The organism is Halosolutus sp. YCN4 (genome assembly GCF_059736495.1).
The window spans coordinates 326,870-344,422 of the sequence record NZ_JCASSM010000005.1 but is presented as its reverse complement, the minus strand read 5'-3'; the positions used below and the strand labels follow the sequence as shown (position 1 = coordinate 344,422).

Genomic DNA, 17,553 nt, shown 5'->3' with positions numbered 1-17,553 from the left:
TTTTCCTATGGGGGACCACCGGTTGATACGCATGCGGTTATCCACCGCCGTTACACTCGCCCTCACAGTCCTCCTCGTCACGTCGATGCTGGGGGCGGTGGCCGCCGCACCGTCGGCGCGGACGCCGACGGTAGCCGATCGGTCCCCGTCCGAGGCGCCCCTCCACGACCCTGCGGTGCAGCCGCCACACGTGATCTCCCTCTCGGATCCGACCTCCTCGTCGTCGATCCAGGACGATCAGCAGTCGTCGCTCCAGGCTGCGGACCCGGCGCAGGTGATCCGGATCAACGTCACCGAACGCGGTGACGCGGAGTGGTCGATCGAGAGCCGGTTTCTCCTGACCGACGACGAGGACGTGGAGACGTTCGAGTCCTACGCCACGGAGGTCGCCGCCGGCAATCGCGACGTCGGCCCCGATCGTCAACTGTTCGAGAGCAGGGTATCCACCGCCGAGCAGTCAACCGACCGTACCATGTCGATCGAAGGAGCGAACTGGGACGAACCTCGGATCGAATCGATCGATGCCCCCGATGACGCGGCCGACGAGGACTACCGCGTCGGCGTCATCTCGTACTCGTTTACCTGGACCAACTTCGCGACCACTGAAGACGATCGGATCTACTTCGGCGACGCGTTCGCGACTTCTGAGGGGCCGTGGCTCTCGAGTCTCAGCGCGGACCAGCGACTCGTCATCCGGTCACCGCAGGGGTACAGCTTCGACGAGTTCAACACGCCGCCGTCTACCACGAACGACGGAGCGTTCATCTGGGACGGTCCAAAGCAGTTCGACAGCGGCGATCTCCGTATCGTCTTCGTTCGCGTCGCCGGTGGCCCGCAGGACTCGTTGATCTACGCCGGCGCTGTGCTCCTCGTGATCGTCGTCGGTGCCGCGGCCGCCTACGTCGTCGCACGCCGCCGATCGGACGTCGACATCGAGGTTCCGCCGGCGATCCGCGATCGCTTGCCGCCAGCGATCCACGATCGCTTGCCCGTGATCGGCTCGCGCGACCCCGACGCGCCGGCCGCGGGCTCCGGACCCGACGATCGCCGGGTGCCGGACGCCGGTCCCGCAGCCGCCGAATCGGACGGGGGTGAACAGTTGTCGTTCGAGGAACCCGACGACGTCGACCCGGAACTGCTGAGCGACGAGGAACGCGTTCACCGGATGCTGAAGCGAAACGGTGGCCGGATGAAACAGGCCTCGATCGTCACGGAAACCGGCTGGTCGAACGCCAAGGTCTCCCAACTGCTCTCACAGATGGACGACGACGGTGAAATCGAGAAACTTCGGATCGGGCGCGAGAACCTGATCACGCTACCAGAGGTCGATCCGACCGAGATCGACTGATCGGCCGATCGTTGGTTCGAGGTCCTACTCGGTTCTCGTCGTTCGACTTAGCTCTCGTCGCCTCCTGAATCATCAGCCTCTGAATCCGAATCCTCGGTGTCGCTCTCTTCGTCAGTATCGCCCGTATCGTCGCCTGCGCCGTCGGTGTCCTCATCGGTGTTCGAATCGTCCGTGCTGGAGTTTGAATCCGTCTCGTTGGTATCGTCGTCTGCGTCGTCGGTATCCGGGTTGAAGTAGATCTCTTTGCCCACCGAGGCGTAGATGTCGTCCCAGTCCTTGTCCTCGTCCATCAGAAAGACTTCGACGGTAAGCGGACCCTCGCCGAACTCTTCGATCCCGGCCGGTCGGACGTCGATGTGGAACGTGCTGTTTTCGTCCATCCGGACCTCCTGCGTGCGCTCGACGATCTTCTGCGTGTCCTCGTTGATTTTGACGAAGAAGTACGGCTCGCCCTCCACGTCGCCGTGTTCCGGCGGATCGACGTTCTCCATGCTGGTGTTGGCGACGACCTCGAGGTTGAAGTTCGAGTAGCCCTCGCCGTCCGCTGCCGGTTCCTTGTCGACGAACTCGACGCTCTCGATCCGATCCTCGCGCTTGTCCTCCAGCGGGCGGTTCGGTTCCGCCGGCGGATACCACTCCGTATCAGCCGTATCGTCCTCGTCCGATTCCGTCTCGTCTTCGGTCCCGTTCGTGTCGTCTTCGTCCGCTTCGCCGTCCGCCGACGCGCTGTCGTTCAGGTCCTCGGTGGCGTTCGATTCGGTCTCGGGTTCGCTCGTCGTATCATCCGCGAACGATCCTCCGAGGGCGCTACACCCCGAGAGAGCCACGAGCAGTGCCACCGCGACGGTGGCGACGGTTCGAAATTGCATTGTAGGAACCCGTTCCGGAACGCTACTCATTATTACACGCTCGATAAGCGATCGCCCCCGGTCTGTCGACGAATCGCCCGTATCGGCCCCTGTGCGCCCGTTTGCGCGTCCGTTGAGCGAGACGAAAGACACCTATGGAGTGATCAAAACGATACGCATCAGTTCACGCCGTTTCACGCCGCGTGGTACCCCCTTGGACGCGAGCACTGCGCTGGCTGGTCGTCGATCGTTCCATTCGTGAAACCAGCCCTCGATCGCTGCGCTCTCTCGCGGTCGTTACGCTAACGGCGTCCGCTCGACGACCTGTCCGTCGTAAGTCGGGTACTGTTCGACGATCTCGCCGTCCTCGAGGTCGCCCTCGTCGATCATCTCCTCTAAGAGCCACCACGCGACCTCGACGTGGTTCGTCTTGACGGTGTAGAACTCCTCGGGAACGCCGAGGTCCTCGAATCGCTCCGGCGGGGCCGTCGTCTTCCCGTAGACGAGCGTGCCGTCGTCCGTGATGTCGTCGAACTCGCGGCGGATGTTGCGGGCCATCCGCTTCAGGCGACGGCGGTGCTGGGCGGCGTCCTTGAACACCGACGTACAGAAGTAGACCTTCTCGTGATCGCCCATCACGTCGAGGATCTCCTCCCGATCGCCGTCCACGGCGCTCATGTGGCCCTCCTTGAGTTCGAACCCCTGTTCCTGCATCCGGCGGTAGTTGCCGTCGCTCATCTCGAACTCGTTGACGTTGCAAAAGTCGGCGGCCCCCTCGTCGAGGAACTCGAGGAACTCCTCCTCGGCGCGGATCCCGGGAATCTCGAACGCGGGGGTGAGGCCCTCTTCGCGGGCGATGTAGAGGATGTCCTCCCACTCGGTGCCGTGGAGATCTCCCCACTGTTCGTACGGCGGGTGGAACCGGATCTCGTCGAGGCCGGCCTCCGAGAGGCGGCGCATGTTCTCGCGGCCGCCCGTGATGCCGGTGTAGAGGTGGGTGTGGTGGTCCTCGCCGAACTCGTCTTTCAGCAGTTCGAGGTAGTGACAGGTCCGATCGAGGGCTTCCTGCGGTTCGCCGCCGGTGATCGAGGTACCGAGGGCGTCCATCCGTTTCGCCTCCGTGAGGACGTCCGCGTCGCGCTCGACGAGTCGCTCGTTGGCGTAGACGTCGGTGACGTTCTTGCGGTTCTCGCCGAGCGGGCAGTAAAAGCAGTCGCGCTGGTCGCAGTAGCCGTAGACGAACAGCACCATCTTGCCGCCTTTCGCGCACTGCTCACAGCCCTTCGAGATCATTCGACGCTAGCTACCGGGCCGAGACTCAAAAGCCGTGCGAAACGCGGTGCGTCAGAACGCGTCTCCACGTTGAACCTGTCGAATCCAGTTTCGCGGCGATCGATGTCCGCGACGCGACATTCGGTGAGTGATCGATGATCACGACGTGACACTCCGTGAGAGACCGAAAATACGGCCGTTCGCGGCCCGATTCCCGATCGACCCGATCGTCAACGGGACGACATCTTCATATGTGAGGGGAATATATCAGTGCGTATCCAATGGCAACTGGGACGAACGTCCTCTGGGTCGACGCCGATCCAGCGGTTCGTGACGCCGCGGCGCCGGCGCTCGAGCGGGCCAGCGACGACGTCACCGTGACCGTCGCGGCCACCGTTTCCGACGCACGCTCCCGGTTGGACGAGCGGGCCGACGACGTCGACTGCGTCGTCAGCGAGTACGACCTGCCCGAAATGAACGGCCTCGAGTTCTTCGAAACCGTCCGCGAGCGCCACCTCGGGGTGCCGTTCATCCTGTGTCCCGGATCGGGATCCGAGACGATCGCCAGCGACGCGATCGGTGCGGGGGTGACCGACTACGTCCCGAAACAGGCGGGACGCGACCGGCCGGGCGAACTGGCCACCCGGATCACGAGCGCCGTCGCGGACCGGCCCGCGACCCGCACGCGACGCGAGCGCGAACTCGATCCCGAGTACGAGACGATCCTCGAGACGGCGCCCACCAAACTGTTCGTCCTGGACGCGGACGCGAGGATCGGCTGGATGAACGCGACGTTCGCGGCCGGGTTCGAGGAGTCGCGGGCGGACCTGCTCGGGACGCGGTTTCCGACGCTGATCGATCGCGGCTACTTCGACGAGCAGGTGACCACACAGTACGTCGAGGAGGTCCGGAAACTCCTCTCTTCGGAGTTCGATCTCGATCGGGCCGAGTACGACGTCCAGTTCCGGACGGCGGACGGCGACGAGCGGGTGTACGCCGTCCACACGAAACTCCTGCCGTTCGAGGACGGCGAGTTCGCAGGGACGATCCACGCGATGCGGGACATCACCCGGCGCCGGCGCTACCAGCACGAACTCGAGCGCCAGAACGAGCGACTCGAGGAGTTCGCCAGTTTCGTCAGTCACGACCTTCGGAATCCGCTCAACGTCGCCCAGGGATCGCTCGCGTTGCTCGAGGATGGGGCGGACGGCTCACACCTCGACGACATCCGCTGGTCGCTGTCGCGCATGGCGGAACTCGTCGACGACCTGTTGGAACTCGCCAGGCACGGAACCGCAGTCGACGAGCAGGAGTGGGTGTCCCTCGTCGACGTCGCCACCGACGCGTGGGTGACGATCGAGACCGGCGACGCGCGACTGGAAATCGATCGAGACCGCGTCCTCTACGCCGACGAGTCCCGTCTCCGGGAACTGTTCGAGAACCTCTTCCGGAACGCCGTCGAGCACGGGACCCCGGGCGGCGAGGATGCCCCGGCGACCGATCGCCTGACCGTCGCCGTCGGTCCGCTGCCGGCGTCGGAAGACGTCCGCGAGATCGATTCGGGACCCGACGGGGCCGACGCCGCGACCGCCGGATTCTACGTCGCGGATTCCGGTTCCGGGCTCCCGCCCGATCGGGAATCGATCTTCGAGTTCGGACACACGACGGCCGCTGACGGCACCGGGATCGGGCTGGCGATCGTCGAGGAGATCGTCACGGCGCACGGGTGGTCGATCGCGGCGGTTGATGCGGCGGACGGCGGTGCGCGATTCGAGATCGAGGGCGTCAGGTCCGACGAGAGCGAGACGGCGATCGAATCGCCGGACGCGTGACGGTCGCCGGCGTCCCGCGTTCGGGCCCCGACACGTTCGATCGATTCCGTCCTCCCAGAAGAGAGAAATACTGCGGCGTTCAACCACGACCAGATGCTGTTAGTCCTGTGTGTCGACCTCGACGACGACCTCGGTCGAAAGACCGGCTTCTCGACGCCGGTTATCGGCCGCGATCCGGTCGAGGAGGCAGCCGTCGCACTCGCGACTGCGGACCCCGAGGATTCCGACGCGAACGTCATCTTCCAGGGGTTGCACATCTACGACGACCTGGACGCGCGCGACGAGAGCGTCGAGGTTGCCGTCGTCACCGGCAACGACGACGGTGACGTTCAGGCCAACCGCGAGGTCGGCGAGGAGGTCGACACCGTCCTCGCGAGCCTCTCGACCGCCGAGGACGTCACCGCGCTCGTGGTCACCGACGGCGCACAGGACGAATCCGTCATCCCGATCATCCGCTCGCGAGTCCCGATCGACGGCGTGCGCCGGGTCGTCGTCAGGCAGGCCCAGAACCTGGAGTCGATGTACTACACGATCAAACAGGTGCTGGACGACCCCGAAACGCGGGGGACGGTACTGATTCCGCTGGGAATCCTCTTGCTCATCTATCCGCTCGCCCTGATCGGTACCCTGCTCGACATGCCCGGCTTCTTTCTCGGGACGACCTCGGCCCTGCTCGGGCTCTATCTCATCTCGCGAGGGCTCGGACTGGGAGATCGACTCGACGCGACCGTCGAACGGGCTCGGCGATCGCTCTACGCCGGTCGGACCACGCTCCTCGCGTACGTCGTCGCGGCCGCCTTGCTGGTCATCGGCAGCGTCAGCGGCCTGGATGCTCTCGAAGCCGAACAGACGGCGACGACCGGCGAGACGGACGTCTTCGCCCAGCTCGCGGCGTTCGTATTCGGGTCGATCCAGTGGTTCGCCGCCGGCGGGATCACCACGAGCCTCGGCCAGATCACCGACGAGTACATCGCGGGCTCGCTCGAGTGGCGCTACCTCAACGCGCCGTTTTACGTCCTCGCGATGGCGATCGTTCTCCACGCCGTGAGCGCGTTCTTCCTCGACGTGGTCGGGATCACGTACCTCGCGGCGGCGTTGACGGCCGGTACGCTGCTGGGTATCGTGAGCACGCTCACATTCGCCGTCGCAGAATCACGGTTCGCCGAGGGCGAGGGCGGTCGACAGCCCGACCGTGCGTCGCGATGAGCGCCGCTCAGCGCTCCCGTTCGACCACGTACTCCGCCAGTTCCTGCAGGTAGCCCCGCGCCTCCCGATCGACGACGTCCACCCGATCGAGCGCGTCGATTGCGCGATCGGCCTCCGCCTGTGCCCGTTCGTTCGCCTCCTCGGGAGTGAGGTCGGTCACCTGGACGACCGAGGGCCGCTCGAGCGCGGCGTCGTGACCGGTCGGTTTGCCGAGGTCGTCCGCGTCGGCGACCGCGTCGAGCACGTCGTCCCTGATCTGGAAGGCGATCCCGACGCGCTCGGCGTACTCGCCGACCGCCTCCACCGTAAACGGATCCGAACCGGCGGCGATCGCGCCGAGTTCGGCCGCCGCGCGGAACAGCGCGCCGGTCTTGCGTCTCGCGAGGGTCATGTACTCCTCCTCGTTCGTCGGCTTGGCCGACAGTTCGGTCGCCTCGCCGATCCCGAGTTCCACCATCGCCTCGGCGACCACCTGCGTCGCGTTCGGATCCGCGGAAAACAGCGCGAACGCCTCGCCGAGCAGTCCGTCGCTGGCGATGATCGCCGGTCCGTGGCCGAACTCGGCCCACGCGCTGGTCGTCCCGCGTCGCAACTCGGAGCGATCGATGATGTCGTCGACGACCAGCGAGGCGTTGTGGACGAGTTCGATCCCGACGCCGAAGTCGACGGCGTCCTCGGCCGTCCCGCCGACCGTCTCGCAGGCGAGGATGGTGACTATCGGTCGAACGCGCTTCCCGCCGGAGAGCGTGACGTGCCGAACTTCTTCGCTGAGCGTCTCGGGATCGACGGCGTCGACGACGTCGACGAGACGCTCCTCGATCAGCGCCCGACGGCGCTCCAGAAGTTCCATTGCCAGCGCTTAGGACGGGGTTACAAAGTACGTGACGGTTCCGACGAACCTACGACTCGTCCACCTGATCGAACGAGAACGGCTCGTCGGTCGGTTCGGACGCCGACGCGTCAGTATCGGACGCCGTCGTGGCGTCTGCGTCGTCCGCTGCGGCCGTGTCTTCGTTTTCGTCGACCGGTCCGTCGGCACCGTCCTCGAAGGCCAGTTCGGTGCCGGTCTCCGAAGCCCATGACCGGGACTCCCGATCGGTCTCGAAGCGATCGAGCGCCTCGCTCAGGCGGGCCGCCTGTCCGGCGAGCGAGTTCGCACTATCCGACACTTCGGCGAGGGACGACGTCTGCTCCTCCGCTGCCGCCGCCACGTGCTGGGCTTCCTGTGCCGTCGTCTCCGAGATGTCGGCCGCAGCCGACGTCATCGAGACGACTTCCTGCGTCGAGGCGGCCTGTTCTTCGGTCGCGGCGGAGATCTCCTGCACGCCGTCGTTGGTCTGGCTCGCGTAGTCCGCGATCTCGTCGAGTGCCGCCGCGGCGTTCTCGACGGAGTCGACGTGCGTCGAGATGCGATCGGCGGTCTTCTGGACCTCCGCCGCCGTGTGGTCGGTCCGCTCGTTGATCCGCTCCAGTCGCTGCTCGATGTCCTCGGCGGTCTCTTTCGTGTCCTTCGCGAGTTCTTTGACCTGGGACGCGACGACGGAGAACCCGTTCTCGCCGCCTTCGCCTGCATTGCCGCGTGAAGCCTCGATGTTGGCGTTCAGGGCGAGCATGTTCGTCTGCTGGGCGACCTCCGAGATGAACTCGACCAGTTCGTCGATCTGCTCCATCTCCTCCTCGAGCGCCTCGATGGCCTCGACGGTCTCGGCCGACTCCGACTCGATCTCGTGCATCCCGTCGATCGCCTCCTGGGCCGCTTTCCGGCCGTAGCGGCCGGTCTCGGCGGTCTGCTCGGCGAGGTCGGCGACCTCGTTCGAGGACGCCGCGATCTGCTCGGTCGTCGTCGAGAGCCCGCTCATTTCGTTCGAGACCGCCTGTAGATGCTGGTTCTGTCGATTCGCGCCGTCGGAGATTTCCTGGACCGACTCGGTCACCTGCTCGGAGGCCGATCTGACCTCTTCCGAGCTCGTCGTCACCTCTTCGCTCGCCGTCGCCACCTCGGTGGCGAACGTCTTGACGTTCGCGGTCGTCTCCTCGAGTTCGTCGACCATCGAGTTGAACGAGCGGGCGATGTCGGCCATCGCCTCGCTCTCGCTCTCGGGATCGAGTCGCTGGGTCAGATCGCCGGCGGCACACTGTGCCATCACGTCGCGGTACTCGTCGGCTTTCGACTCGAGATGCCGGTTGATCGCCTCGGTCTCGGCGCGGGCCTGTTCGGCGTCCTCCCGAGCGGATTCGGCCTCCTCGATCTGTTCGCGAAGCGACGTGCGCATGTTGTCGAAGCCGTTGTACAACCGGCCGATCTCGTCGGTCCGGGACGTCTCGAGGTCGACGTCGAGGTTCCCGCCCTCCATCTCCTCGGTTCGATCGCGCAACTCGGCCAGCGGGATGACGGTCTGACGCCCCAGGATAGCCCCCACGACACCGAGCGTGAGCAGACTGACGAGCACCATCGCGGTGACGTTGGTGCCGACGTCGGTCGCGACCCCGTAGGCCTGTTCTGTCGGTACGCTCGTGACGGCGACCCACTGGGTGTCGCCGACCGGAACGTACGCCTGGACGTAGTCGTTGGATTCGATCCGGGTCACTCGACCGCCGAGGGCGGCTTCCGTGGCGTCGTCGTCGAACGATATCTCGTCGATCGACTCCTGCTCGGGCTGTAATACCGTGTCACCGTCCTCGTCGATGATGGCCGTCGAACCTGCCGCGCCCTCCTGGTGGAGTTGCTCGACGCGGTACTCGAGCGTGCCGATGACGACGACGACGCGATCGTCGCGTTCCGGAACCGGGCTGGCGAAGGCCATCACCTGATCGCCGAGGGAGTCCGACTCGAATGCCTGCTCGGAGTTCCAGACCGCCTCGTCGAACGCCAGTTCGCCCGCGAGGTCCGCCTCCGTCCACGGTTCGTCGACATCGGCGAACGACTCGCCGCGGAGTTCCGCGTTGGTACTGGTGACCACTTCGCCGGTCTCCGTATCGACGTAGTGGATCGCCCGCACGTCGACAGACATTCGCGCTTGCTCTTCGATGATCCTGCCCTGGACCTCCTGTGGATCGCCGTCCTGGAGGACGGATGACGTCGACGCCGTTCGCGTCTGGACGCGCATCGTTCCGACCCATTCGCCGATCGCGTCCGCCTGTAACTCGGCGGTCGATTCGAGCTGATCGTTCGACTCGGTCCGGACTGTCCCGTCGATTTCGGCGTAGCTGACGGCGCCGACTGCACCAATGACGAGGACGACTGCCAGAATCGAGACTACGAATTTCACGAGATACCGGCGTCTGATGAACGACGGTACCAGTTCTTCGAGTTTCGTCATCACGTACTCACCCTGTCGATTTCGGTAATTCCGCTGTCCGCACTCTCGTCGAACTCCCAGTACTCGAACGTCGCGTCCTCTACGTCGCCGTACTCGTCGAAGACGATCGAACTCGAGGCACCACGATACTCGACGTTCTCCCCCTGCGCTGCGAGTTCGAGTCCCTTCGGGAGCTGTTTCGGGTAGATTACTTCGCCGGGGCCCCAGGTTACCCGCTGCATCGCGTTCCTGATTGCCGTCCCGTCGTTCTGCCCGGCGAAGGCGTTCGCGAGTAACAGGACGGCCGTCGCATCGTAGGCGTGGGCCGTGAAGATTCCAGGTTCGGCGTCGTAGGTGTCCTCGAACAGCTGTACGAAGTCGTCTTCCCTGGGTCCGGCATTGGCCGCTGCGACGCCTCGGATTCCGTCGATCGAGTGGTCGGTCGCCTCGTGGAGACTACCGTCTCGCAGTCCGTCGGTGACCAGAATGTCACCCTCGTAGCCGCCGCCGATCAGGTTGTCGAACAACTGCGCACCCGTCTCCGGGTAGCCAATCACGACCATGAGTTCCGGATCGTCGGCCGTCGCCCGCTCGATGACCTCGGTGTAGGAGTCCTGTCCGGTTTCGACGGGGACCTGTGTGAAGACCGTTCCGCTGTGGGAGTTCTGGAACGACCGGGTGAACGCCCGACTTAGCTGCCAGCCGTAGTCGTTGTTCACGTAGAGCGTGGCCGCGTTCTCGCGATTTAGGTCCGTTGACGCCTGTTCGGCGAGGACGGCTGCCTGCAGTGAGTCGGAGAGAGCCGTCCGATAGACGAGTCCGGCATCGTTCAACGCCGTAATCGTCGGCGACGTCGACGCCGGCGAACAACTGACGACTCGGCGGGGAATGAACACCTGCTGGGTCGCCTGTAACGTCACGTTGGAGGCCGCCGGTCCGTTGACCATCGGATACCCGGCTTCGACGAGGCGAGCAGCCTTCTCGACGCCGGCCCTTGCGGACGTCTCCGTGTCCGCCACCTCGTAATCGATACCGAGATCGATCTCGCCCTCGACCTGTTCGATCGGCAGTAACGCGGCGTCTCGAATCGGTTTCCCCACAGAACCGAGATCCCCACTGATCGGCTGCATCACCCCTAGTTTAAGCGTACGATCGGTACCACCACCGTCTTCGTCGTCGACGTTCGGACCGGGAATCGAACTCAGACAACCGGCGAGGCCGCCGCACCCGGCGACGCCGATTGTCGTCAGCAACTCCCGCCGACTCGATCGGTACGACATAGGTGCGATATCCAATCACGGGTATATATTTGTTCTGGGCACTCGCTGAAATATTCATATTGTATCTGTCATATTTGTCGCCGTCCGTGCGGTTTCGTCCGGTGTTTTTCACCACCTACTTACTAGAATCCTGTATGTAAAGCGAGAACTCATTTGGGGTGATCCTGCACCTTCGGAGGAGGGCTTGATCGTCGTTTCGGTTCTCGATCGCAGGGCGACGATCGGTCCTCGTTCGCCACGTCGCGGTTCTCGGCAGTCGGGGCGCACGGGTCACTGCGTTCCCCGTTCGCCACGTCGCGGTTCTCGGCCTTCGGCCTCCGAACCGCGCTCACTCCGAACCGCGCTCACCGCTCGCGCAAAAACCTCGATCTAAGAGGCCGCTCAGTTCGGTCGCGGGTCGTTTCTCCCGCGCTCCCGAGATCTGCGCGATGCGTAGATTTCGCGTTACTGGAATTCTTCGGTCAGCGCCGGGACGACGTCGAAGAGGTCGTCGTGGATCGCGTAGTCGGCGATGTCCATGATCGGCGCGTTGGGGTCCGTGTTGATCGCGACGATCGTATCGGAGCCCTTCATGCCGGCGACGTGCTGGACGGCGCCGGAGATGCCGATCGCGATGTAGACGTCGGGCGTGACGACCTTCCCGGACTGACCGACCTGCCGGTTCTTGGGGAGCCAGCCGTTGTCGACGATCGGGCGCGAGGAGGAGACCGTCGCGTCGAGCGCGTCCGCGAGGTCCTCGATGATCTCGAGGTTCTCCTCCTCTTCGATGCCACGACCGACGGAGACGAGCACGTCGGCCTCGCTGATGTCGACGTCGCCGCCGCCGACTTCCTCGAAGCCGGTGACGGTCGAGCCCTGCTGGCTCTCGTCGATGTCGGCCTCGAAGGCCTCGATCGCGGCGTCACCGGTGCCCTCCGCGGCGGGCCACTCGGCGCTGCGGATGGTGACGACGGCGTTGTCGGCGAGTTCGGTCGTCGTCTCGACCTTGCCACCGTACATTTCGCGGGTCGCGATCAGCGTCTCGCCGTCGGTATCGAGGTCGACGGTGTCGGTGACGATCGGCAGACCGAGGCGGTTGGCGACGGCCGGCGCGTAGTCGAGGCCGTTGACGCTGTTGGGCGTGAGGACGTACTGGGGGGCGAGTTCGTCGTACAGCTGGGTGACGACCTGCGTGTAGACGTTGTGGTTGAACTCTTCGCCCTCGTCGACGGTGTGGATGACGTCGACGCCGTCGCGATCGAGTTTGTCGGCGAACTCGTCGACGGTGCCGCTGATGACGGCGAGGTGGAGGTCGCCGCCCGTTTCGTCGGCGAGCTGGCGGCCGGCGGTGATGATCTCGTAGCTGACGTCGCGCAGGTCGCCGCGGCGGTGGTCGGTGATTGCGAGGACGTCCGTCATGGTGCCACCCCCTTCTCGCGGAGCAGTTCACCGAGCTCTGCGGCCGTCTCGTCGGCACTGCCCTCCCAGACGGTGACGTCGCTCTCGCTCTCGGGTTCGTACATGTCCGTCAGTTCGAGTTCGGACTCGATCGCGCTCTCGTCGACGCCGAGGTCGGCGAGGCTCTGGACGTCGAGTTCCTTGCGCTGGGCCTGGCGGATGCCCCGCAGGCTGGCGTAGCGGGGCTCGTTGATCCCCGTCTGGATCGTCAGCACGGCGGGGAGTTCGATCTCGGTGAGTTCTTCGACGCCGCCTTCGAGTTCGCGCCGGACCGAGGCAGTGTCGCCGTCGAAGTCGTGTTCGAGGTGGTTGACGACCGCACCCCACTCGTAGCCGAGGTCCTCGGCGAGCGAGACGCCGGTCGCGGCGAAGCTGTCGTCGCCGGCCTGGACGCCCGTAAGTACGAGGTCCGGGTCCTCCTCCTCGACGACGGCGCGGAAGATCTCGGTTTTCGCGCCGACGTCGAGCAGGTCGACGTCCTCGAGGGCGTCGTCCCAGACGCGAACGGCGCGATCGGCACCCTTCGCGAGCGCCTGGCGAATGGTCTGTTCGCAGTCTTCGGGACCGATCGTGACCGTGACGACCTCGTCGGCGATGCCGTCTTCCTGGAGCTGGACGGCCTCTTCGATGGCGTAGTCGTCCCACTCGTTGAGGTCGGCACCGAGGTACTGGTCGGCGATTTCGGTTCCCTCGATTTCGAACTCGTCTTCGACGGTCGCAACCTCCTTGACCGTAACGAGGATTTTCATCATCTATCACTGCGTCTTCCCCCCCCGTAAACGTTTTCGAAACGCCCCGTTCCGCACTCGACGTTCACTTGACAGAACAGACGCTCGTCGACCGATTTCGGATTTTCGGCGTCGCCTCGTCGCCGCCCACACCCGTCGTTGCAGAGACTCCTTGCCGTTCTCAAGACGGAAACGGTTTAACGTCGCCACCGGTAGTACTGGGCATGGCAGACTGTCCACTCGCCGACGACTGTCCGAGCTTTTCCGAACGGATCTCCGGAATGGGCTGTCAACACTACGGCGATCGGGGTGGCAAGGAGTGGTGTAATCATTACAGCCAGCCGATCGAGGACCTGAAGACCCAGCCTGTCAAACCGGGCGAAGAGGTCGTCATCGACGTGGTCGACATGCACGAGAGCGGTGCCGGCGTCGGGCGAACCGAGGACGGGTTCATCGTGATGGTCGACGGCATCCTCCCGGAAGCGCGCGCTCGCGTCCAGATTACCCGCGTTCACAGCAACCACGCCCGTGCGGAGGAACTGGAACTCCTGCCGATGGACGAGGAGGAGTCGGACGACGCAGACGACCTCGCGGACGCCGAAGACGACGAAGCGTCGGACGACGCAGACGAATCCGAGGCGGAAGCCGACGAGGACGATCCGGCAACCCGTCGCGAACGGCTCGGAAGCCGCGAGAACTTCTGGGGCTCGTAACGCGCCCCGGTGGACAGTCGCTGGACAGCGTCGCGACGCGCCGTTTTTGCAGTATCTCGTCCGTCTCAGGCACCGTCGGTGGACGGTACCGAACGGCGATCGATCGACGCTCTGCGGGGGAGCCGACAGGACACTCGCAAGGATTTTCTCGCTTCCCACGCCACAGGGAGGCATGGATCGGATTCCGCTGTCGAACTCCGCGTTCGAGGGCGACAACAACGCGTATCTCTTCGCGGACGGCGACGAGACGGTACTGATCGACACCGGCGACTGGATGGCGACGACCCGGGAGCAACTCGAGGCCGCCTTCGCGGACCGCGGTCTCGAGTTCGCCGACGTCGATCGGATCTTTCTCACGCACTGGCACCACGACCACGTCGGCCTGGCGGGCGAAATCCAGGCCGAGAGCGGTGCCGAGGTCTACGTCCACGAGAACGACGCACCCCTCGTCGCGGGCGAGGCGGATGCCTGGGAGGAGATGTTCGACCAGCAGGAGACCTACTTCGAGCAGTGGGGGATGCCAGAAGCCGGCCGCGAGACGCTCCGGAATCTGATGGCGGGCCCGGAGGTGTCGACCGAGAACCCGACCGTGACGCCGATCGAAGACGGCGAGACGTTCTCGGTCAACGGTCACGAACTCTGCGTCGTCCACACGTCGGGCCACGCCGCGGGGCTGTGTCTCTTCGAGACGGAACTCGACGGCCGGCGCGAGGCCTTCACTGGCGACGCCCTGCTCCCCGTCTACACGCCAAACGTCGGCGGCGCGGACGTCCGCGTGGAGAATCCGCTCCCGAAGTACCTCCGCGCCCTACAGGGGATCGTCGACGCCGACTACGATCGCGCCTGGCCCGGCCACCGCGACCCGATCGACGATCCGGCCGATCGGGCCGCCTACATCATCGACCACCACGAGGAGCGGTCCTACCGGGTGCTCGACGCGCTCGATCGGTTGGGCCCGTGTGACACCTGGACCGTCAGCGCCGATCTGTTCGGCGACTTAGAGGACATTCACATCCTCCACGGTCCCGGCGAGTCCTACGCCCACCTCGAGCACCTCGAACGGGCCGGAACGGTCGTTCGCGAGGGCGACGAGTACCGACTCGCCGAGGGCGTCGCGGAGGAACTCGCGGCGATCGACGACGAACGCTGGCCGCTCCAGTACTGACCCCTCGCAGTCGCCCGGTCCGGGGGACCTCGACGCTATTCGACACTCGACGATCGTGCGGCTCGCCGACGCGTTCCGGGACTCGCGGCTCGCCCGAACGGATCGGTTCCGGTGCCCGGTTCCCGAGACCCGTCGGATCGATTTCGGGGACAGGGGACCGTGGAAACTTTGGTCTCGCCGTCGTTTAGCCTGACGTATGAGCGTGGGAGTTCCCCGGAGGCGGTCGCCGTGATGGACGACGTCGAGGCGTTGCTCGATGAGATCGGCTTCGATCCCGAGACGAGCGTGTTGACCCACCGGCAGGCCCAGGTCCTCGCGCTCCGCGAGCGCGACGTCTCGCAGGCCGACATCGCCGACGAACTCGGCACGTCGCGGGCGAACGTCTCCTCGATCGAGGCCAGCGCCCGCGAGAACCTGGCGAAAGCCAGGGAGACCGTCGCCTTCGCGGAGGCACTGCGTGCGCCGGTTCGCGTCCGCGTTCCCGCCGGAACCGATCTCTACGACGTGCCCCAGATGGTCTACGACGCCTGCGACGAGGCGGGCGTCAAGGTCGACCACACCGCCCCGGATCTGATGAAGGTGGTCAGCGACGCCGCCGGCAACGCCGTCTCCGGTCGAAAGATATCGACGCCGCTGATCGTCGGGGTGACGTCGGAAGGAGTGGTTCGGGTCCGTCATCAAGAGTAGCCGCACCGGTCGTCACACGACCGGTACCGATGGGACGGATCGGACCGAAAAGCCGACTTTCGCTATCCACCGACGGTGTGCTGGGTTCCCCGTTCGTTCCAGAAATCCCAGATCGTCCACGGCTGGAATCCCCACTCGGTGGCGAAGTGCTCGCGAATGCCGCGGCCGCAGTGCTCGTCGTTCTCGTACTCGTCGTACCGTTCGCGAACCTGGTCCGTGTCGTCGTACAAATACGCGATGCCGGTATCAGTCGTATCGTTACAGACGGCGACGACGAGACGATCAATCGCGTACCCGTCGAAAAGTCGGCGAAGAACGTCTTCCGACCGGGGATCGGGTAGGGAATTCACGACGACGCCGGCCGCGTTCCCCTCGACGCCACAGCACCGGATCTCACCCGCCTTCCGTCCGTAGCTATCGGGCTCGCCCGCCGGGACGGGCCAGGACTCGACGATCGCCTTCGGCCCGGCGACCCCGTTCGAGTCGGACGGGACGAGCGTGTACAGCTGGTAGCCAGCCATACCGGTCGGTTCGAAGTACTATCGGATATTTACAGGGGTAGATCGACGAGACGCTACCACAGTGTCGGTTTCTCGGCTTCGACGACGATTGCCAGGTCCCGGAGAGATTAGTACACCGCCGCTGTGGATCCCGACATGGATCTCGAACTCGACGGGAACGCGGCACTGGTGACGGCGTCGTCGAGCGGTCTCGGCTTCGCATCCGCCCAGGCGCTCGCCGAGGAGGGTGCGAACGTGACGATCTGCGGTCGCGACGCCGATCGACTCGAGGCGGCGCGCGACGAACTCGAGGAAACGGCGGAAGGCGACGTACTCGCCGTCCAGACCGACCTCACCGACCCCGACGACGTCTCCCACCTCGTGAGCGAGACGGTCGATGCCTTCGGGGGAATCGATCACCTCGTCACGTCCTCGGGCGGGCCGCCGAGCACGACTTTCCTCGAGACCGACGAACAGGACTGGTACCAGGCCTACGACCTGCTGGTGATGAGCGTCGTCTGGACGATCGAGGAGGCCCACCCGCACCTGCTCGACTCGGCGCACGGGACGATCACCTGTATCACCTCGCGGACGGTGCGGGAGGTCGCGGACGGCCTGCTCCTCTCGAACTCGGTACGCCGGGGCGTGATCGGCCTCGTCAAGACGATCTCGCGGGAGTTCGCGCCCGAAATCCGGGCCAACGCGGTGCTTCCGGGGACGATCGAGACGCCACGCATCGAGGAACTGATCGAGGCCCGCGTCGAGCGCGGCACCTACGACGACTACGAGGAGGGCCTCGCCGACATGGCGAGCGAGATCCCGATGGATCGCATCGGCGACCCGCGCGAACTCGGCGAGATCGTCGCCGTCCTCTCGAGCCCGCGCGCCAGTTTCGTCAACGGGGTCGAACTGCCGATCGACGGCGGCCTGTTGCGGAGCTAATCGAACGGATCCACGGTGCCGAACCAGGGCCGGAGCAACCAGGCCCCGCCACAGACGAAGCCGACACCCACCACGAAGAGCGCTGTGTGAGCGACGATGCCGGCCCCGATCGACGCGACTCCGAACGCGCAGTAGAGGGTCCCGAGGACGGCCCGTTTCGTCACGACCCGCTCGCGTCGGCCTGCCGGGGACCCTGTCGAGGGTAGCATCGATAATTGTTTCTCAGAAGAACAATTCTCATCTTAGCACGTAAACGGGATACCAAAACGATTCGGGTCGCCGATCGACGTTCCGGA

General features: G+C 65.2%; 16 protein-coding genes. 7 read left to right on the top strand and 9 right to left on the bottom strand.

Annotated elements, in window-relative coordinates; translation table 11 throughout:
• The first annotated feature begins 31 nt into the window (after positions 1-31).
• Entirely contained in the window at positions 32-1,348 is a 1,317-nt protein-coding gene (locus tag AC6I6X_RS19410; RefSeq protein ID WP_497932205.1) for a helix-turn-helix transcriptional regulator, read from the top strand.
• A 47-nt stretch (positions 1,349-1,395) separates the two neighbouring features.
• Here AC6I6X_RS19410 and AC6I6X_RS19405 read toward each other — a convergent pair whose 3' ends face one another.
• Together AC6I6X_RS19405 and AC6I6X_RS19400 are read right to left on the bottom strand one after the other, a co-directional pair.
• Positions 1,396-2,217, bottom strand: coding sequence for a hypothetical protein (locus tag AC6I6X_RS19405; protein ID WP_497932204.1), 822 nt, complete (start codon positions 2,215-2,217; stop codon positions 1,396-1,398).
• A gap of 276 nt (positions 2,218-2,493) precedes the next feature.
• Positions 2,494-3,489 (bottom strand): radical SAM protein, encoded by a 996-nt coding sequence (locus tag AC6I6X_RS19400; RefSeq protein ID WP_497932203.1) that lies wholly within the window; start codon positions 3,487-3,489, stop codon positions 2,494-2,496.
• A gap of 260 nt (positions 3,490-3,749) precedes the next feature.
• On the opposite strand from AC6I6X_RS19400, the gene AC6I6X_RS19395 reads away from it, so the two are divergent.
• Positions 3,750-5,300, top strand: coding sequence for a histidine kinase dimerization/phospho-acceptor domain-containing protein (locus AC6I6X_RS19395; RefSeq protein WP_497932202.1), 1,551 nt, complete (start codon positions 3,750-3,752; stop codon positions 5,298-5,300).
• Positions 5,301-5,393: 93 nt separating this feature from the next.
• Positions 5,394-6,506, top strand: a complete 1,113-nt coding sequence (locus AC6I6X_RS19390) for a DUF373 family protein (protein WP_497932201.1) — start codon at positions 5,394-5,396, stop codon at positions 6,504-6,506.
• A 7-nt stretch (positions 6,507-6,513) separates the two neighbouring features.
• Here AC6I6X_RS19390 and AC6I6X_RS19385 read toward each other — a convergent pair whose 3' ends face one another.
• From AC6I6X_RS19385 to AC6I6X_RS19365, 5 genes are all read right to left on the bottom strand, one after another.
• Entirely contained in the window at positions 6,514-7,356 is an 843-nt protein-coding gene (locus tag AC6I6X_RS19385) for a polyprenyl synthetase family protein (protein ID WP_497932200.1), read from the bottom strand.
• A 49-nt stretch (positions 7,357-7,405) separates the two neighbouring features.
• Positions 7,406-9,826 (bottom strand): methyl-accepting chemotaxis protein, encoded by a 2,421-nt coding sequence (locus AC6I6X_RS19380; RefSeq protein ID WP_497932199.1) that lies wholly within the window; start codon positions 9,824-9,826, stop codon positions 7,406-7,408.
• Positions 9,826-11,085, bottom strand: coding sequence for an ABC transporter substrate-binding protein (locus AC6I6X_RS19375; protein WP_497932198.1), 1,260 nt, complete (start codon positions 11,083-11,085; stop codon positions 9,826-9,828). The genes AC6I6X_RS19380 and AC6I6X_RS19375 overlap by 1 nt, the downstream gene beginning before the upstream one ends.
• A gap of 444 nt (positions 11,086-11,529) precedes the next feature.
• The gene (locus tag AC6I6X_RS19370; protein WP_497932197.1) at positions 11,530-12,483 is read right to left on the bottom strand and encodes an electron transfer flavoprotein subunit alpha/FixB family protein; all 954 of its coding nucleotides are present in this window, start codon (positions 12,481-12,483) and stop codon (positions 11,530-11,532) included.
• A complete protein-coding gene (locus tag AC6I6X_RS19365) occupies positions 12,480-13,271 on the bottom strand; it encodes an electron transfer flavoprotein subunit beta/FixA family protein (RefSeq protein WP_497932196.1) in 792 nt (263 codons plus the stop codon). The genes AC6I6X_RS19370 and AC6I6X_RS19365 overlap by 4 nt, the downstream gene beginning before the upstream one ends.
• Positions 13,272-13,474: 203 nt before the next feature.
• Between AC6I6X_RS19365 and AC6I6X_RS19360 the strand changes: the two genes are divergently transcribed.
• The 3 genes from AC6I6X_RS19360 (at position 13,475) to AC6I6X_RS19350 (ending at position 15,815) form a co-directional block, all read left to right on the top strand.
• Positions 13,475-13,963: a TRAM domain-containing protein gene (locus tag AC6I6X_RS19360; RefSeq protein WP_497932195.1), complete on the top strand. Its 489-nt coding sequence runs from the start codon at positions 13,475-13,477 to the stop codon at positions 13,961-13,963.
• 172 nt (positions 13,964-14,135) lie between these two features.
• Positions 14,136-15,128 (top strand): MBL fold metallo-hydrolase, encoded by a 993-nt coding sequence (locus AC6I6X_RS19355; protein ID WP_497932194.1) that lies wholly within the window; start codon positions 14,136-14,138, stop codon positions 15,126-15,128.
• A gap of 228 nt (positions 15,129-15,356) precedes the next feature.
• Entirely contained in the window at positions 15,357-15,815 is a 459-nt protein-coding gene (locus AC6I6X_RS19350; RefSeq protein ID WP_497932193.1) for a Tfx family DNA-binding protein, read from the top strand.
• Between the two features lie 62 nt (positions 15,816-15,877).
• Here AC6I6X_RS19350 and AC6I6X_RS19345 read toward each other — a convergent pair whose 3' ends face one another.
• Positions 15,878-16,336 (bottom strand): hypothetical protein, encoded by a 459-nt coding sequence (locus AC6I6X_RS19345; RefSeq protein ID WP_497932192.1) that lies wholly within the window; start codon positions 16,334-16,336, stop codon positions 15,878-15,880.
• Positions 16,337-16,471: 135 nt separating this feature from the next.
• On the opposite strand from AC6I6X_RS19345, the gene AC6I6X_RS19340 reads away from it, so the two are divergent.
• On the top strand, positions 16,472-17,257 hold the full coding sequence (locus AC6I6X_RS19340; RefSeq protein WP_497932191.1) for an SDR family oxidoreductase: 786 nt from the start codon (positions 16,472-16,474) through the stop codon (positions 17,255-17,257).
• On the opposite strand, the gene AC6I6X_RS19335 is transcribed toward AC6I6X_RS19340, so the two are convergent.
• Positions 17,254-17,466 (bottom strand): hypothetical protein, encoded by a 213-nt coding sequence (locus AC6I6X_RS19335; RefSeq protein ID WP_497932190.1) that lies wholly within the window; start codon positions 17,464-17,466, stop codon positions 17,254-17,256. The genes AC6I6X_RS19340 and AC6I6X_RS19335 overlap by 4 nt on opposite strands.
• Between the last annotated feature and the right edge of the window lie 87 nt (positions 17,467-17,553).

What these genes read in the sequence shown, in the direction of transcription:
- AC6I6X_RS19410 (WP_497932205.1), top strand. Translation starts at nt 32, where the DNA reads ATGCGGTTATCCACCGCCGTTACACTCGCCCTCACAGTCCTCCTCGTC.
- AC6I6X_RS19405 (WP_497932204.1), bottom strand. Translation starts at nt 2,217, where the DNA reads ATGCAATTTCGAACCGTCGCCACCGTCGCGGTGGCACTGCTCGTGGCT.
- AC6I6X_RS19400 (WP_497932203.1), bottom strand. Translation starts at nt 3,489, where the DNA reads ATGATCTCGAAGGGCTGTGAGCAGTGCGCGAAAGGCGGCAAGATGGTG.
- AC6I6X_RS19395 (WP_497932202.1), top strand. Translation starts at nt 3,750, where the DNA reads ATGGCAACTGGGACGAACGTCCTCTGGGTCGACGCCGATCCAGCGGTT.
- AC6I6X_RS19390 (WP_497932201.1), top strand. Translation starts at nt 5,394, where the DNA reads ATGCTGTTAGTCCTGTGTGTCGACCTCGACGACGACCTCGGTCGAAAG.
- AC6I6X_RS19385 (WP_497932200.1), bottom strand. Translation starts at nt 7,356, where the DNA reads ATGGAACTTCTGGAGCGCCGTCGGGCGCTGATCGAGGAGCGTCTCGTC.
- AC6I6X_RS19380 (WP_497932199.1), bottom strand. Translation starts at nt 9,826, where the DNA reads ATGACGAAACTCGAAGAACTGGTACCGTCGTTCATCAGACGCCGGTAT.
- AC6I6X_RS19375 (WP_497932198.1), bottom strand. Translation starts at nt 11,085, where the DNA reads ATGTCGTACCGATCGAGTCGGCGGGAGTTGCTGACGACAATCGGCGTC.
- AC6I6X_RS19370 (WP_497932197.1), bottom strand. Translation starts at nt 12,483, where the DNA reads ATGACGGACGTCCTCGCAATCACCGACCACCGCCGCGGCGACCTGCGC.
- AC6I6X_RS19365 (WP_497932196.1), bottom strand. Translation starts at nt 13,271, where the DNA reads ATGAAAATCCTCGTTACGGTCAAGGAGGTTGCGACCGTCGAAGACGAG.
- AC6I6X_RS19360 (WP_497932195.1), top strand. Translation starts at nt 13,475, where the DNA reads ATGGCAGACTGTCCACTCGCCGACGACTGTCCGAGCTTTTCCGAACGG.
- AC6I6X_RS19355 (WP_497932194.1), top strand. Translation starts at nt 14,136, where the DNA reads ATGGATCGGATTCCGCTGTCGAACTCCGCGTTCGAGGGCGACAACAAC.
- AC6I6X_RS19345 (WP_497932192.1), bottom strand. Translation starts at nt 16,336, where the DNA reads ATGGCTGGCTACCAGCTGTACACGCTCGTCCCGTCCGACTCGAACGGG.
- AC6I6X_RS19340 (WP_497932191.1), top strand. Translation starts at nt 16,472, where the DNA reads ATGGATCTCGAACTCGACGGGAACGCGGCACTGGTGACGGCGTCGTCG.
- AC6I6X_RS19335 (WP_497932190.1), bottom strand. Translation starts at nt 17,466, where the DNA reads ATGCTACCCTCGACAGGGTCCCCGGCAGGCCGACGCGAGCGGGTCGTG.